Origin of the sequence: Bartonella florencae (genome assembly GCF_000312525.1) — a bacterium.
GTDB classification, from domain to species: domain Bacteria; phylum Pseudomonadota; class Alphaproteobacteria; order Rhizobiales; family Rhizobiaceae; genus Bartonella; species Bartonella florencae.
In genome coordinates, this window is sequence record NZ_HE997458.1 from 1 (window position 1) to 16,552 (window position 16,552).

General features: G+C 36.0%; 9 protein-coding genes, 1 tRNA gene and 2 pseudogenes. 7 read left to right on the plus strand and 5 right to left on the minus strand.

Features of this window, described 5'->3' with window-relative positions; translation table 11 throughout:
• Nucleotides 1-137: 137 nt before the first annotated feature.
• The 5 genes and pseudogenes from BN202_RS08390 (at nucleotide 138) to BN202_RS10380 (ending at nucleotide 7,319) form a co-directional block, all read left to right on the plus strand.
• Nucleotides 138-1,334 (plus strand): multidrug effflux MFS transporter, encoded by a 1,197-nt coding sequence (locus tag BN202_RS08390; RefSeq protein WP_019220202.1) that lies wholly within the window; start codon nucleotides 138-140, stop codon nucleotides 1,332-1,334.
• 282 nt (nucleotides 1,335-1,616) lie between these two features.
• Complete coding sequence (locus BN202_RS08395) at nucleotides 1,617-2,348, plus strand: alpha/beta fold hydrolase (protein ID WP_019220203.1); 732 nt, start codon at nucleotides 1,617-1,619, stop codon at nucleotides 2,346-2,348.
• Nucleotides 2,345-4,524: pseudogene (locus BN202_RS08400) on the plus strand (isocitrate/isopropylmalate family dehydrogenase). Before BN202_RS08395 ends, BN202_RS08400 begins: the two are co-directional and overlap by 4 nt.
• A 763-nt stretch (nucleotides 4,525-5,287) precedes the next feature.
• Nucleotides 5,288-6,232 (plus strand): N-acetylmuramoyl-L-alanine amidase, encoded by a 945-nt coding sequence (locus tag BN202_RS08405; protein ID WP_019220204.1) that lies wholly within the window; start codon nucleotides 5,288-5,290, stop codon nucleotides 6,230-6,232.
• A gap of 595 nt (nucleotides 6,233-6,827) precedes the next feature.
• A complete protein-coding gene (locus tag BN202_RS10380) occupies nucleotides 6,828-7,319 on the plus strand; it encodes an MFS transporter (RefSeq protein ID WP_244426442.1) in 492 nt (163 codons plus the stop codon).
• A 1,047-nt stretch (nucleotides 7,320-8,366) separates the two neighbouring features.
• Here BN202_RS10380 and BN202_RS08415 read toward each other — a convergent pair.
• Nucleotides 8,367-9,575: a porin gene (locus BN202_RS08415; protein WP_019220206.1), complete on the minus strand. Its 1,209-nt coding sequence runs from the start codon at nucleotides 9,573-9,575 to the stop codon at nucleotides 8,367-8,369.
• A gap of 308 nt (nucleotides 9,576-9,883) precedes the next feature.
• On the opposite strand from BN202_RS08415, the gene BN202_RS08420 reads away from it, so the two are divergent.
• A tRNA-Ser gene (locus BN202_RS08420) sits at nucleotides 9,884-9,974 on the plus strand.
• Nucleotides 9,975-10,119: 145 nt separating this feature from the next.
• On the opposite strand, the pseudogene BN202_RS08425 reads toward BN202_RS08420, so the two are convergent.
• Together BN202_RS08425 and BN202_RS09295 are read right to left on the minus strand one after the other, a co-directional pair.
• Nucleotides 10,120-11,307 (minus strand): annotated as a pseudogene (locus tag BN202_RS08425) (MFS transporter).
• Nucleotides 11,304-11,582, minus strand: a complete 279-nt coding sequence (locus BN202_RS09295; protein WP_156792128.1) for a hypothetical protein — start codon at nucleotides 11,580-11,582, stop codon at nucleotides 11,304-11,306. Before BN202_RS09295 ends, BN202_RS08425 begins: the two are co-directional and overlap by 4 nt.
• A 1,237-nt stretch (nucleotides 11,583-12,819) precedes the next feature.
• Between BN202_RS09295 and BN202_RS08435 the strand changes: the two genes are divergently transcribed.
• A complete protein-coding gene (locus BN202_RS08435; RefSeq protein ID WP_019220208.1) occupies nucleotides 12,820-13,977 on the plus strand; it encodes a tyrosine-type recombinase/integrase in 1,158 nt (385 codons plus the stop codon).
• A gap of 45 nt (nucleotides 13,978-14,022) precedes the next feature.
• Here BN202_RS08435 and BN202_RS08440 read toward each other — a convergent pair whose 3' ends face one another.
• Both BN202_RS08440 and BN202_RS08445 read right to left on the minus strand, forming a co-directional pair.
• Nucleotides 14,023-16,092 carry a hypothetical protein gene (locus BN202_RS08440; RefSeq protein ID WP_019220209.1) on the minus strand — a complete coding sequence of 690 codons (2,070 nt, stop codon included), beginning with the start codon at nucleotides 16,090-16,092 and terminating at the stop codon, nucleotides 14,023-14,025.
• 266 nt (nucleotides 16,093-16,358) lie between these two features.
• A partial coding sequence (locus BN202_RS08445) for a hypothetical protein (protein ID WP_019220210.1) occupies nucleotides 16,359-16,552 on the minus strand: 194 nt, incomplete at its 5' end.

Sequence of the window (16,552 nt, forward strand, 5' to 3'; positions counted from 1 at the left end):
TAAAATTTGTAATAAATTATTTATATTATTTCTGTTAATAAACCTATATTATGATTATATTTATGAAAACTATCATAAAATACTTGTTAGAGTAAGTGATATTCTTTATTTATAAACTACAAAGTGTTCTTTTCTTTATGCAACATAAATATAGCTTACTATTCTTGATACTTATCGTATGTTTATCAACGGGTGGCCTGATTTCTACAGATATTTTTCTTCCAGCGCTTGGGGAGATGCGCCACTATTACCAGGTGACGGAGTCTCGAATTCAGAGTGCTGTAGCGGTTTTTCTGTTTGCATTGGCATTTGGACAGCTCATTTATGGACCATTGAGTGATAATTTTGGGCGTAAAAAGACGCTTCTCTTTGGTTTGTTTTTGTGGTTATTTACCACGATAAGTGTGATTTATACGGTGAATATTCATGCTTTTCTTGTATTACGTTTCTTACAAGGTCTTGGAGCTTGTGCGGGGATTGTTTTAAGCCGTGCTATTATCAATGATTTATTGGATAAAAAAGCAGCAGGAAAACTTTATTTGATTGTTTTTCCCTTTATTGGTATGTCGCCGGCGCTTGCACCTTTGGTTGGGGGAATATTATTACAATATTTTAATTGGCATGCTACTTTTATCTTTTTAAGCCTTTTTATATTCTTGACCATTTTGCTCTGTTGTTTTGTGCTAACCGAAACATTACCTCCTCAAAAACGTCATCGTTTTTCTCTCATGGGATTTCTGAAAGGGTGTTTTGGTGTGCTGAGAAATAAACAATTTATTTTTTATGCACTTATTCCATGTTTTTCTTATGCAGCATATTTTGCTTATATTGTGGAGTCGCCTTTTTTACTTACAAGTTTGGGTTTGCCAGCAAGCTATATTGGTTATAGCTATATTGGTGTCTCACTCCCCTATATTGTGGGAAATCTTACAGCGCGGTGGCTTTTTAAGCGAGAGATTATGGAAAAAACTGTAGGGCGTGGATATATTATTTTTGTGATAGGAGGCGGGCTCTTTGCCCTGCAAATGTATGTAAGTCCATGGCCGCTTGTGACGAGCTTTGTCGCTATTGCTGTTCTTACTTTTGGTAATGGTTTTTTATTGCCGTTAGGGACAGCATTGGCTATTTCTTCCCATCCGCAAGCTGCTGGAGCAGCTTCTGGGATGATGGGCGCTTTACAATTAGGAAGCGCTGCGTTGAGTGCTGCGGTTATTGGAAAAATATCTGGGCACAATCCACAGACTATGGCAGCTTTATTGGCTGCTTGTTGTCTGCTTGGCTTTATAATTTATATTTATAAAGCACGTGATTTTATCAATTTGGCAGTGGACTGAGGGATAAAAATAAAGAGCGCATTATGCGTCAATATTTTGCTGTTCTTTAGCATGAATGGAAGTGCGTGTATTGTGAGAGTGGGTTTTCATGAATTTTTTTTGCTTTGAGCCTCGTTAAAATTTATTATGACGTGCTTTAAAGTGGTCGTTACAAGCGCTTATTATGGGGGATGGGCTTTTGCGCGGTAAAGTTTCAATAGCTTTGTATTTTAACAGTTATCATCAGTGGCAGAGTTTCTGCTACAATTTATTTTTTGAACAAGGGGCTATTGGACATAGATAATGAGCCTTCGTGTTGTCATTCTTTCTCCTGTGATGCCTATTTGGGATCATGGTGTTTTTTGTTCTCCGTTTATAAAGCTCTGTTTGGCAAAAAGATGTCAAATTACTCTGCTTGATACGCTCTCTCTTTTTCCGAGTAATTCTGCTTTTTGCAATAACTGTGCCATAGATACTTTGCCTTTTCTTACAGAGAAACTTGAGAAATTTTTTAAAGAGCCTTCAGTGCTTGTAGGATTTTCTATGGCTGGAACCTTAGTACAAATACTATCTGTGCGACTTGCAAATGTACAAGCAGTGCTTGCCGTGAATGCACCAGGCTATCCAGATAAGCCTTTGCAACGGCGACTTGGATATATTCTTCATTTTTTGAAAAATAAAGATTTGTCAGGTGCGTTAGAAACACTCAATGCTTTTATGCACCCTCGTGGTGTTATGAAAAAAAGAGCCTTGTTGGAGATTTCTGATGCACAAAAAAGTATGGCAATTGAACGTATGACAAGAGGGTTTGAGTTTTTGTTGGCAATGGATGCTCGAGATGAGATTAACAAATACACTGGAAAATTTTTAGCTTTGATAGGTGAAAGATCGCAACTTGCAACTGTGGATAATCAAACGAGAAGTAACTGTATCAATCATGAATATAAAGTCGTTTCTGATGCTGGGACACGTTTGTGGGATGATAATCCTGTTATGACCAATGCAATAGTTGATGAATGGATGAGTGGATTATGAAAAAGAAAGTTCTTGTATTACCCAGTGATGGAGTGGGACCAGAGATTTGTGATGCAGCATTGATGGCCTTAGAGCAATTCAAATTGCCGATTGAATTCACCTATGGTGATATTGGTTAGCAATGTTGGAAACAGGAAGGAGATCCTATTCCAAAAGCGACCTAGCAAAAAATTGCTGAAAGTGATGCTGTTTTACTTGGGGCTGTGACCAGTAAAGGAAAAGAAGCTGCTTTAAAAGAGCTTGCACCATATTTAAGAGAGGGAAAATTAAGGGAGGGGCAAATTTCTTATGTTTCTCCTGTACTTCAGCTTCGTCAAAAGTTAGGCCTGTTTGCAAATATACGCCCTATAAGATATATCTTTGGTCCGAGAAAACCTTTTCATTTTTGTGTTATCAGAGAAAATAGTGAAGGCCTTTCTGCTGGATTGGATTTTCGGGGTATCACTCCTGAAACAGCCGCTTGGTTAAGACATCCCAATTTGACAAAATATGGGCTTGAGGAAGCTGCGTGGACAGTTCGTTTGCAGACACGCTTTGGTTTAGAGCGGATATTCGAATACGCTTTTTCTTATGCACGGGAACATGGTTTGAGGCGGGTTACTTTTGCTGATAAGCCAAATGTTATGCGGGAAAGTGGTCAATTTGCTCAGAAAATTTTTGAGAAAGTTGCGCAAAATTATCCGGAAATAGAAGCAGATATTCATAATGTTGATGCGGTTGCTTTGTGGATTGCAACGAAACCAGAGCAGTTTGGTGTGATTGTTGCTGAAAACATGTTAGGCGATATTCTCTCTGATCTTGCTGCTGGGGTAATGGGGGGATTGGGGCTTGCTCCTAGTGCAAATGTGGGAAGCAAGATTGCTTGTTTTGCACCTGTTCATGGCAGTGCACCACGCATTGCTGGACAGAATAACGCAAATCCTTCTGCCATGCTTTATACTACTGCTTTACTTTTGGACTATTTAGGTTTTAAAGATGTAGCACGGCAATTGTCTGAGAGTGTTGATCAGGTTATTCGTGCTGGAAAAACGATCACCTATGATTTAGGGGGAGGGAAGCCTCTACACGTCAAATGGTTGAAGCTGTTCTCAATTCTTTTGTGAATCCTGTCTCTATTTGTCGTGCCGCAATTATTACGATTGGTGATGAACTCCTTTCAGGACAATATTTGAATACGAATTTGCAGGATTTGAGTCAAAGCTTGAACAAGAGAAATATTCAAGTCACATGTCATTTTGTTTGCGCTGATCAATTACAGCAAATATGTGAGACGGTGATTGCTTGTCTTGGGCAAGAAGATCTCATCATTAACAGTGGAGGATTAGGACCAACATCGGATGACAAAACACGTGATGCAATTGCCAAAGCTGTGCAGCAGCCTTTGATTCATGATGAAGCTGTTTGGCAAACGATAAAAGGTCAATTGCAGCGATTAGGTATCGCACCAGATAGCAGTAATGCGCGTCAAGCCTTATTTCCTGAAACAGCAAAAGTGCTTGATAATCCTACAGGTACAGCACTTGGTTTTTATCTCTCTTGTTGTGAAAGTTCCCTTGTTGTTTTGCCTAGTCCTCCTACGCAAGCACTTGCGCTTTTAGAAAATTACTTAGAACATGGTGAGAAGAAATATTCTTTTGTATCGCGTGCGGAGTATGCATGGACTTTGATTGGAATTGATGAAAGTACAATTGCGCAGTGGGTAGATTGCCATCTTGCAAATGAGCCATTTGAACGTCATTTTTTATGGAAAAGCCCTTATGTTCTTGTGCAACTGGTTGGTCAGTCAGCAGAGCATTTAATTGTAGAATTTGAAAATCACTTTCGCTCCTATTTGGTTGGTGCAGAAATTACCACTGCGCGTGAACAGTTAGCAATGTACGCAGAGGTTTGTTGGTCGGCAGATGATCCGCTGCTTTTAAAATATTTTCAGGGGGCAAAAAAACGAGAAAAAAATATACCGCAGCTGGTGGTTAAGGTTAGTTTATCACCTTCTTTGGAAATATTAGAAAATCAAAAAGAAAGCCTTGGGCATGCTACAATGACTGTGAGGATGAAAGGTTATGACGATGATCGTGTAACTTTTCCCTATACGCGACCGCTTTTAGGGGTGGTTTTACAAGAATATGCAGCTTGGTTGGTGTTAAAGAGATATCTGCAAATGGAGAAAAGCAAATAATCTTTTGAATTTAGGAATATTTCCCAAAGTATCGCTCTGAAATATCAAATATGATTTGAGTTAGAAGTGTTTATGGCCTTGATATTTCTGGTTATTTGTATTGGTAGGCAGTTTTCTTTGCTGTTGGATGGTCGTTAAGTTGTGCTTCAATTATTGGAAGACATTTTATTTTAAACAGTATTACAGAAAAATGCTGGTATTGCCTTTAATTATTTGCAGCTGTGGAGAAAGAACTTTTCAATTTTGTTGAAAATTGTCTCTGCAAAGACTTAATAAAAAATATGTGTTGTTAATTTATATAACAATAAATTGACACAAAATGCCATAAAAAAGCTTTATTATATTTTTACACTATCTGACGATATTTCAGTGTTCCGTGTGCGAAAATATCTGCGTGTATGTTGTTCAAGCTCCTTAAGAGAAAGCGCTTTTTTGTGCAGTACAGAAAGCGGTTGGTTAGCTTTTCTATGGTGTTTATTTTTTGGTGAATTGTTTTCAGATCTTTTTAAGGGAAGATGTTTGAGCTGGTGTCTTATAGGTGTTTTTAGAGTTGCTTTACTCGTTTGCGTATAGAGGTTTGAAATGTGTATTCCTTGCTGAATGAAAGCCTTGATGTTTTGAGTGAGCCAATTTTAAGCAGAGTTTTAGTGCCCAAGTAGAGTTCAAGTGTAAGAATTTTCAAAAGTTACCATAACAGTCATTTTTTGTATTTCTGTTGTGATGTTTGAGAGGGGGCGTAATGAGATAAAAAGGAAGGGCTTCTATGTATCGGATTGATTACAACAGTTATCGTTCTATCAAGAGTTTTAATCGTCGCGTTCGTTTTCTTGTCATGCATTATACTTCCATTGATTTTAAGAAGTCCGTCATGGCTCTTACAGGAGAAAAAGTAAGTGCTCACTATCTTGTTCCTGATCCATCAGAGCAGACTTATATTGAGGCAGGGTTTAAAGATATGCGTATCTTTAATCTGGTTGATGAAAATGAGCGTGCATGGCATGCGGGTGTGAGCTCATGGGCGGGGCGTACTAATATCAATGATACATCCATTGGAATTGAAATCGTTAATTTAGCGAATGGCCATTCTGATTCTTCAGAGCAGACTTATGTTGAAGCAACTTTAAAGGATGTGCGCGTTTTAAATCCGGCTAATAAAGATAAAAGTGAATTACAGCTTGACGTTGGTTTATCGACTGAGGGTCGTGATGTGAGTGGTACAGCTTTGCAGCTTGAGCAAGTGAATTTAATTACTTATAATAATCATGATTTTACCTTTCCTCCTTACAATCCAACGCAAATTGATGCAGTTAAGGAACTCGCGCTCAATATTCTTCAAAGATATCCAGATATCACGCCTACTGATGTTGTTGGACATAGTGATATTGCTATCGGAAGAAAGAGTGATCCAGGGGCTTCTTTCCCTTGGAAAGAACTTTATTTGGCAGGTATAGGCGCGTGGTATGATGAGCAAAGAAAGGATTATTATCAGAATCTGTTTTGTAAGAGTTTGCCATCCAAAACAGATGTCTTGGCTAAGTTGAAATGTTATGGATATGATGTTTCAGGTGCGGGTAGCGAAATTGGATATAAGGATTTAATCCGAGCATTTCAGCTTCATTTTCGTCAAGAAAATTATGACGGGATTTTGGATCTTGAAACCGTAGCAATTATCTATGCGTTGGTAGATAAATATTTCCCATCAAATTAATTCAAAGTGTCTTCATTTGAAATATCTCATCGTAGTAGCGTGTGCTTTTTATTAAGTTTATTCTGCTTTTTTTCTATTGAATTTGTATCAAAGAAGCCATTTATGAAAAAATATATTTTGTTACTTCTAAAATGCTAATCTTATTATATATGCTGCAGATAATTCAAGCAGAGATTTTTGTTTCGTGAATGAAGATTCCCTGCAATGTTAGGTGTGCGTTGTTATATTCTTGTTCAGCTATAGCAAATGCTATTTTTGAGGTGCATATGATTCCAAATAGATTCTCATATTCTTCATATGTGAATTATATATAAAAGGTATCCATGCGTTTGTTAAGAATTTAAGAGCAATAGATGAATAGTTTGATAGAGACCTATAATGCGGTTACCGGTTCTTTGATTGCTTTTGAGACCGTGAAATATTAAATGGATTTTGATAAATATCGCCTTAACAGTACGGACATTGTTTATTTTTTTTCTAAATATCAAATTGATAGAGTCCCATAAAATGGCTATTGCCATAATTGTCATAAAAATAAATATTTATATTTTGTACAAATAATATACTCGTCGGTCTTTGTGTTATTGGGGGAGAAATGACAAGTATATTAGCGTTTGGATTTTTATTTAACGGTATAAGAATTTTAACAGGCGCCTTTATTGTATTTTATATGCTGGAAAAAGGGTTAACTCTTATCAATATAGGTATCATTAAGTCATTTCAAGCTTTTGTTATGATGGTGACGGATATTCCTCTTGGATATTTTGCCGATAGAAAGAGTTATAAAATCTCTATCATTTTGGCAGCAGCTTTTTCAGCCACATGGCTCTTTCTTATAGGCATTTCTACAAGCTTTTATGGTTTTCTTTTGGCAGCAGCTTTTAATGCATTATCGCTTACATTGATTGCTGGTACTTATAACGCTTTACTTGTTCAATATGCAAAAATAAAAATTACATCTACTAAAAAGGTGCTTAGTTCCAGCTCTCAATATAATTATATCGGCATGTTTGTATTTAGTTTGGTAGGTGCGTATTTTGCTGATTATTCTAGCCAATATATATGGTATATATCTGCATTTTTATGATGATGACAACACTCTTCGGCTTGTTTTTTTTGGATGATTTAAAAGGAGAGAAAGAACAAAGAAAAGCGCCTTCTTTAATTTCTGATGCAAGAGAGATGTTTTCTATTTTTGTTAATATTCCTTATCTCTCTCTTTGTTTTTATTTTTCACTGATCTTTTTCAATATATTTTCGCAGTATTGGCAGTGAATATTCAAAGATTATAATATCAATATAACCTATTTTCAGCTTGGGATGCTCTTTTCTCTTATATTGCTCTCTCAGCTATTGGCTAGTTTTTTGTTTACAAAACTGAGTGAGGGGATAAATTTTGTTTTATTGCTACTTCTTTCAGTTTCTATGATTTTTATTGTTGCTTTCTTTGAAGCAAGAAAAGAAATTTCTGTCATTTTAGTATGTCAGATCTTTTATCTCATTAAGTATATTTATCTTCGTGTAGAAGTTGTTTTGCACGAGTGTATTGGCCGATAATCTCAGAGCCCCACATACGAATCTTTCTTGTCTACTGTGGGAAGGCTTAGTCTCTTGGTACTCTTTTACGTGAGTGCCTATATGATCAATATATTTGGCTTTTTGTCTTTAGTTTACATTTTTGGTCTCTATTTATTGGCTTATCTATCTTCGGCATTTTTTTTAGAAAGAACTCTGAAAAAAACGGGATAGAGAATATTTATTTATTAGGACGACCAGCCTTTCATATGATTTCGTCATAAGAGGCATAAAGTTCAGAGAAATATTTAGGATAGAATTTTCCCAGTGCGTTTATGAAAAATCACTCAAGTGATTAAAGAATTTGCCGAATAACCCCAGTCTTATGACAAGAGGTCAGGAATAAAGGTGTTTTCGAAAGATGGGAGCTCGTTTGAATTCATACGCAAAAGCTGTGGAAGTATTTATCAGCTTTCTTATGATTTTACTTGTTTGGAATATTTTTATAACGCGTAAGCCGTCTTTGTAGCAATATCATGAAAGAGTGTGATGATTATTACAGACAGAGAAAAAGCTGGCAACATAGGCTGCCAGCTTTTAAGAGTAGCGTTTAACAAAATTAGAATGAACGCTGTAAGCGGATCATACCCTGAAAAGCACTTTTCTTATTGAGAGAATGGGTATAAGTGCTACTATTGTCTGCGCTTTTTAAAGTGCGATCATCATTCCAAGAAACGTAAGTGAGTTCAGGCGTAATCACAAAGCCTGGAACCAACGTATAAGCAATATTTACGGAGGTTGCGAAAGTTTTTACAGCACTATAAGAGACCTGAGCGTTTAAATTCGCTTTTGGAGTCAGTTTGTAAGTTGCACCAGCCCAAGCGGCCCATTTTCCTCCCCAGTTTGCGTAGATCGTGGTATTTTGCCGCGATAGCGTATTTTCTTCATCTGCTACGTAATAATCAACGCTGTTTTTATAGCCAGCCATTACCCATAGATTGAAATGATCATTGACATTGAAATCTGCACGGATCTTACCTGCCCATTTTTTGTAGTAAGAATCATAAGCTACAACTGTGGAAAACCCTCCCCATTTTTGCATAAACTTCATTCCCAAAATCAGATTAGGAGTGTAATTTTTTACCCCTTTGCTTGGTGGAAGATCATTCTCGGGAACGAGAGCAATTTTGTCATCTTTATTGATGTAGTAGTAGGTATTAGCATCCGATTCTCTGAATGAAGCATTGCCTAATTCAGCTCCGATAATGGCAGAAAAGCCACTGTCGCCACTAAAGGTGTAAGAAATAAAATTAGTTCGTGTTGTGCCTGCTGGCGCTATGTTATCGTCATTGAGAACGTTGCCATAGCCACCAGTCCAGCTGTTGAAAATGGTATCATCAAGACCTACGCGAAAACCACCAAGTTCAATGTAAGCAGCTGCGAGCGTTGCACCATTTGTGTTTGCACCATCATTCCAACTTGAGAAAATTCGTGCATATGAGCGAAGTGTTCCCATTTCTGTTTCAGAAGCGGTTTGAAATACAAGAGTTAACCGAGATGATGCACTATAGGTTTTTCTTTTGTCAGCTAAGTCCTTATTTGTTGTTGCATCAACGTTATCACCACCTAGAAAATCAGTACGGACATTTCCTGATAAACGCATGCAGGTTTCTGTTCCAGGAATATAGAAATATCCTTTACCATATGCATCGCAAACGCGAACATATTCTGCAGGTTCTGGTTCTGCAACAACTTTTGAAGCAGCATGTGCTCCAGAAATTGCTAAAAAAGCTGCTGTAGAGCTTAAAAAGAAGGACTTAATGTTCATAGTGAATCTCCAATGAAAGGTAGTTCAGTTCTCGTTAGGGAATATTATTTCCTCAACTCATAAAAGGTCGAGTAAAATACGCTATACTTATGCTTCCTAGCTATACCCATCTTTTTTCAATATACAAATACGAAATTAACTTTTTGAAGGCTGTTAACGTACTATTCATGGTAATGTGGTAAAAAAGGCACATTTGCTTTTTGTTAACCTTTTATTTTCTGTAAGCATTAAAAGAAAAACTTTAGATATTTTAAAAAAAAATGGAAAATGTCTTGAACTTTCTGTTGATACCCTTTATGCACCTCCTTGGAGAGGTGGCCGAGTGGTCGAAGGCGCTCCCCTGCTAAGGGAGTAGGGCTCAAAAGGCTCTCGAGAGTTCGAATCTCTTCCTCTCCGCCATTTATCGTAAAATCAATGGATTATATAAAGGTGGGGGGATGTTGCTTCCTTCGGTTTATTTTTTTCTATCCTGAACCTTTTAAACGTTTTTTGATATGCTAGTAATTTAAGGAAGCGCCAGTATACGCGACTCTATTAAAAAGCATTATCTGGGGGCATAATTGTATGTTTTTTCTCGCAGAGACTTGCGAGAGAGTGTCATCCATCTTATCACGACAAAACCACAGATAAAAAAAGTAATTGTTGGCAAGATAAGATAATAAGATGGTGAAACTTTTGCAGGCAGAAAAGAAATGATGCTTAATACCGCAATTGAAAATATTCGTCCACAAAAAGATACAGCGCCAATGATACCAGAAATGTACTGGGTTTGTTTTTGGCTCAGTTCTGAGAAAAATAAGCTCTTTGCACCTATTGGTACGGTGCAAATAAATCCATGAATTAATGAAAATGCAATAATTGCTCCAGCAGTTTGATTGCTATGAACTAAAAAATAAAGTGCTATGCACATCAGGGCAGAAAAGAACGAAAAATATTTTGCTGAAAAAGCTCCTATATGGCAACACATGAGTGTGGGTATTTGCGCACTGTTGAGATGGTCGATTTTACTTGTTGAGAGTATTATGGATTGCCAAAAATGATAAATAATCTGAATCCCAGCACTAAAAAGGCACATGAGAAAAATAAACCATGCTCCTCCCACAGTATTTTGAAAGATCCACAGGGTTTCTTTGGCATTTTGCAGGGTCGTTGTTGTTTTGTGTTTTTCAATCGCCGTCTTTTTTTCTTCAGGAACAATCAAGAATATTAAAAAGATAACACTCATCATGAGGCATGAGATGATATATCCCATAAAATATTGTCCAGAGTTAGTATATCGTGCCAATTCCTATGATGCCGCTGATAATGATACCGAAAGAATTTACTTAGTGATAAAGATGGGCATAATGCGAAAAGCAATCTTGTTTATTGCCAAGTGAATGATAAATCCATTCGTCTATGGCACTTGCAATGAGGCAAATTCCTTGCAGCATAGAGGATTTCTGCAATGATCAGGATCGTTATATTGGGAGCTTGAAGGCATAGAAGATAAAATGCGCCTGTCATGATGTCCCCCGCCATGACCGAATATTTACGTCGATATCTGTCTGAGAGAATGGCACAGGGGAAATCAAGAAGCAAAATAGTTACGGAAAAGGCCACTTGAAGCACAGCCAATTGCGCCAGACTAATAACCCCCATAGACATAAAAAATTGCATTGTAAACACCAATGAGCATTCGTACTGCATTATAGGATCCATAAATGAGAGCAAGGGTACGCGGTCTATTCATTGTAATGTTCCAAAAATGTGACAGTGAAGATTCTTCGTAAGAGAACGTTTTTCTGCGAAGAGTTGGCTGTCCCATATTTCCACATGGTGATCCGTGGAAAGCAGATTGCTATAACCTTTCCAAAACTTAACAGCATCATTGGCGCATATGACAGCCGAAAGGGCGTTAATAGGAGGAAATGTCGCAACTTTCACATGATTATTGAGAGTAGCACAGGCTTCGTGGATTAAAGAGTTCCCTTTTTGGGCAAGATTTCCTAGAGATGTGCTGCACACATAGCAATGCGTTTTCTTAAATATGGTAAAGGGGAGAGAGATAATCATATCATGCATAGTGTTGAAGTTTATAGAAACTTGCTCATTTTTTTACGCCATTCATTTCCCCATGGCGTTAATTGATCAGCTTTATGAGCAGAAATGATGCATAAATCTGCTTTGGATAATTTATTGCTATCTTCTTTTATCGTTATTGACATCTGTCATTTTTTTACTTCATTGTGACTGTTGCTTCGCGTCAGTTTTTCATGGTTTTTCGCTATCAGCGAATTTTGAAAAAGAGTTTCTTTAGGAAATCCTAAATCTAAAAAGAATTTGTCTGGTAAGATTGATTTCTCGTTTCTATCATTGTCGATAAGAATTCATTTTCTCTACACGAAAGAAGTTTGTATATCTAGATAGATGATGGCAAATTTTACTGCCCCTTAGAATTCTCGTTTATTGTTATGAAAAGATATTTTGAACGGAGTTTGAATTCATATCGTCATTGTAATCATGAAGACAGTTTTGAGAATCTCCATCATGGAAGATATTGTTTGATGTTTTAGCCAAAAGAAGAAAGTCTTTTAGAAAGGAGGAAGCAAATGCGTGATTAAAGTTTTTTGTAAAAACTTCACAATATTAATTTTATATTTCTTTTTATACGTATAATTAATTGTTATTTTATTTGAGCTATTCTTATCATCAAAAGAATTATTTTCTGTAATCGAGCATAAGTATATTTCATTACATTCTAAAAAAGCAAAGAATTAGGGATAAAAAAACTGTTGTCATGAGGATTCATTGGCATGGTTTATTTTTCTCGTTTTATGGATGCATTAGAGAATATTTTTCCACATCTAAAAAGTGACTCATAAGAGTTAGAGCACAGCAAATAAAATAACAAAAAAGCACCTCAAAAAGAAATTCTGTCTCTAAGTTGAGAGGTATAGATAAAGACATTTTGCGAAATCCTCTTCCCTTACTTTTATTCGGGTATCCCTCACTTCTTAAAAAATAAATAAAATCAGTAAGTTATAGGAGAAGTAAAAGCATATGGTGCCCAAAAGAGGCTAGCTAGGCTTTATCAACAAGATTCAAAGTATATAAATATGTGTAAGAGCGTATTGATGTGTATAGTTTTTTATGTTCCAATAAAAAAATTAAGGATGAAAGAAAAAATCTCAAATCAAAAATTTAAGGTGGTCTAAAAGGTGGACGGACAATGCGTGCAAAGGTGGACGAGAAGGTAAATTAAGTGAGAGCGATTCATAGATTATCAGCAGCATTCATAAAGGCATCTCCTCAAGGGAAATATTGTGATGGGGCAGGGCTGTGGCTGAATGTTCGAAAAGACAATACACGTTCTTGGTTTTTTCGCTATACACACCACAATAAGCGCCGCGAAATGGGGCTTGGTCCTGTCGCAAGACTTTCTTTAAAAGAAGCACGAGAACTTGTAAGATATTATAGTGATATTCTTAAAGAAGGCAATGATCCTATTGTCTTTCGAGAACAAACTGTTTTAAAGCAGCAAAGCAATATATTTAAAGAAATTGTGCAGGCAGCTTTTGAAAGTAAAAAAGCTGAGTTAAAAAATGAAGGCAAAAATGGGCGTTGGTTTTCTCCACTGGAATTGCATGTTATTCCACAGATAGGTAGCCTATCTATAGAAAAATTAACAGCAAATATCATTCGCAATGTTCTCTCACCTCTTTGGCATGAAAAAGCAGATACGGCACGAAAAGCACTTAATCGTATTAACATTTGCTTGAAATATGCTGCAGCTCTTGGTTTAGATGTTGATCTACAAGCTTGTATGAAAGCACGTGCTCTTCTAGGAAAGTCCCGTGCTACATCAACAAATATTCCTGCTATGCCATGGCAAGAAGTTCCAGCTTTTTATCAGAATTTAGATGATAAGATTCTTTCCAATTTAGCCCTGAAGTTGCTTATTTTGACAGGGGTACGGTCATATCCATTGCGATATTTGCGTCTTGAACAAATAGATAAGGATATATGGACAATACCAAAAGAAAATATGAAAGGTATTGTAGGAAAAGTTTCAGATTTTCGCGTGCCATTAAGTCATGAAGCTTTGAAAGTGATTGAAAAATCTCTCCCTTTTGAGAAAAAAGGTTTTCTCTTTTCTGGTCTTACCGGCAAGCCAATTTCTGATGCAAGCATGTCAAAATATATGACAGTTTGTGGTTTGACTTATCGCCCTCATGGTTTCCGTTCCAGTTTACGGGATTGGATAGCAGAGACAACGTCAACACCCTTTGAGATTGCCGAAACTGTTCTTGCGCATTCCGTTGGGAGTTCAGTGACAAAAGCTTATATGCGAACGGATTTTTTAGAACAACGCCATGCTCTCTTGGAACAGTGGGCTGCATTTATAACAGGAGCGACTTGATAAAATATTCACAGTCATTAGAGTAAAGATATAATCCTCCTTATTCTATCCTAATGGTAACCCTAAAGCTTCAAAGAAACGTTGATGTCTTTTTTCGGCGTCAACTATGAGTTTATCAAATGAAATCACTTCTATATAGGACTCGTAGCTCTTGTGATATCCAAAATATCCCATACGATCGCTTGATTCTGTTAAATCCCAAAGTTTACAACAGTTTTTCATTTTTTGGGTTAGATCACAGATGATATAACAGTAACCGGGAACTTTCCCATCCAAATTTATTGGACGTCCTTTGGGGGTAAGTACTTCACCTTTACGAATTTTTTCTAAATAAATCAAGGCTTGTTTAATAGGATCTGTTTCAATACCAGCTTTTGCATCATTTCTCATAGGACGTTTAATTTCCACTATAGTAAGAGATGCTAAAGTAGAATGTTTTGAATCCCCTTTGCTATCTGATACTAATAAAGGATTCCAATAGATGGAATTATCACACAATTCTAAACTACAGATATCAGGTCTTTCCTTTTCCATAGAGCCTGTAATAGGCATTTTTTTAAATGAGAGATCAGAAGCTAAATAATCATGGAATACTAATTTTTCGTCTATTAACCACAAGTTACAATTATTCATAGCTACGGAATTAGAATCACACTTCATCGGTACTATGAGTTGATGAATAACGTCTTCTTTAACATATTTTTTATCATCTTCAGAAAGAGAATTTAAAGATTCCTTCAAAAGTTCTATGATCGTTTTTCTGTGGAATAAGTAATTTGCCAAATCGGACTTTTTAAGATCACCTACAGCATTTACATATTTATTAACTCTTGCAGTATAACTGTCTGAATTTTCTCCTTGTTGAACTGCTAAAACATTATGACCTTCTTTTAAAATTTCATTTTCTATTCTAGCGAAACGTTCATGCAAATATAGCTCTAATTCTGGATCCTTTATTGTAGGAGAAATCATATAGTCACTGTCTGTTAAATAGTTTAGGAGTGGACGATAGCGTGGTACTTTATGTGTGAACTTTTCAACTATCTCCTTACTGTTTTGAATGTTTTGCTGTAACTCTACAGCTAAATATTTTTGAATTTTTTCATATATAGCTTGCCGTATTATCGGAAATGATATTTTTATTCTTTCAAATAAACTTTCTTTTTTATCTTCAATCTTTTCTTCAATATCAAAACCTATTCTTTCAGAACGTACTCTCTTATCCAAAAAAGGGGAGTTTATGTAGCAAGAGTAGATAAATTCACCCCTATCATCTTGTAGTTTTGATTGCATACCAGGAATTTTCTTAGATAATTTTTCTTTTGTAATAACCCTATTGCCTGCACAAAAATATAAAGCCTGATTTTCTAAAGGTAAGGATCTAAATTTAATATGCATAATAGAAAAAATATCATTTTCAATTTGGATTTCTTCATTAAAAACAGCTCCATGCATGCATTGTTTATACAGATCATTCAATAATATCTTTTCCGAGTCATCTTCAATAGTTATAGAGGGACAACCACCGGTTCTTGCAAAATACCAGAGACAATGTTCTAAAAGTGCTTTTGCAATAGATTGTAGCGTTTTAGGAATATGAACTTGATATTCTTTTTTCAGATCTTTTAATTCGACAACAGTTTCTCTTTTTGCACAATTATCTTGAAAATCCTCTAATGCTTTTATACCTGCGGCAATATCAAATAAAAATGCGCGTCCTTTTAACCCTTTATCTGTTTCATAAATGCTCCTAACTTCTATATTATCAAAAGCTTTAAGCCATAAAAGTCGTCCTATGCCATGGCAACCTTTTTCTATCTTATAATCTGAGTCTAAAGTTTCAAATGATTGAAAATTATGATCATTAAAGCCTGTACCATTATCGATTACTTTAAAACCTATAATTTGTGTTTTGTTTAGTTTTTCAGTGCTTTCAAGTGGTAGTAAAGCTTGCTCTGATCTTATGACTGAAATTGTAATGTAGCTTGAGGAAAAATCATTTCCTATTTCTTCAATGGAATGAATAGAATTTACAACTGCTTCAAAAAGAGGCAGTAGAGCATGATTTTCTGGAAAAGATGTATTTCTTACCCGTCCACTTAAATTTGTTTTCATTATCTACTCTGATATATAAAAGACAAGAAATTGTATCGTTTTACAAAGATTTGACTTCTTCTTCATCTTTAAAGGACTAAAACTCCGAAGCTAATTACATCTAGTATACGCTATTAGAATCTTTAAATCCATGAAACAAGCTAATTCAAAGACTATTTTTTTAAAACCACTGTTTAAAATGTGCAAAGGCATTATTGGTTGCTTTGATGAGACGTGCAAAATTAAAAATCTATTGGCTAAAAAATTTTGCACATCTCGAAGTATATTTAGAGTCGGATATTTGGTTTTTGTGTAAAAATACTCTCTATGGCATCTAGGATCCGTGAAAAATCAAGCGCTAACAAGAGTATAATAAGTACAATCCATTTCGTATAACGCGACATTACTTTTACGCTTTTATAGGTCATGATGATTTCTTGAAGGATTTCTTTTTCCGCTTCTGTAAGTTCTATATCGTCTC

Coding starts and splice junctions, on each gene's coding strand:
- BN202_RS08390 (WP_019220202.1), top strand. CDS start 138: ATGCAACATAAATATAGCTTACTATTCTTGATACTTATCGTATGTTTA.
- BN202_RS08395 (WP_019220203.1), top strand. CDS start 1,617: ATGAGCCTTCGTGTTGTCATTCTTTCTCCTGTGATGCCTATTTGGGAT.
- BN202_RS08405 (WP_019220204.1), top strand. CDS start 5,288: ATGTATCGGATTGATTACAACAGTTATCGTTCTATCAAGAGTTTTAAT.
- BN202_RS10380 (WP_244426442.1), top strand. CDS start 6,828: ATGACAAGTATATTAGCGTTTGGATTTTTATTTAACGGTATAAGAATT.
- BN202_RS08415 (WP_019220206.1), bottom strand. CDS start 9,575: ATGAACATTAAGTCCTTCTTTTTAAGCTCTACAGCAGCTTTTTTAGCA.
- BN202_RS08440 (WP_019220209.1), bottom strand. CDS start 16,092: ATGAAAACAAATTTAAGTGGACGGGTAAGAAATACATCTTTTCCAGAA.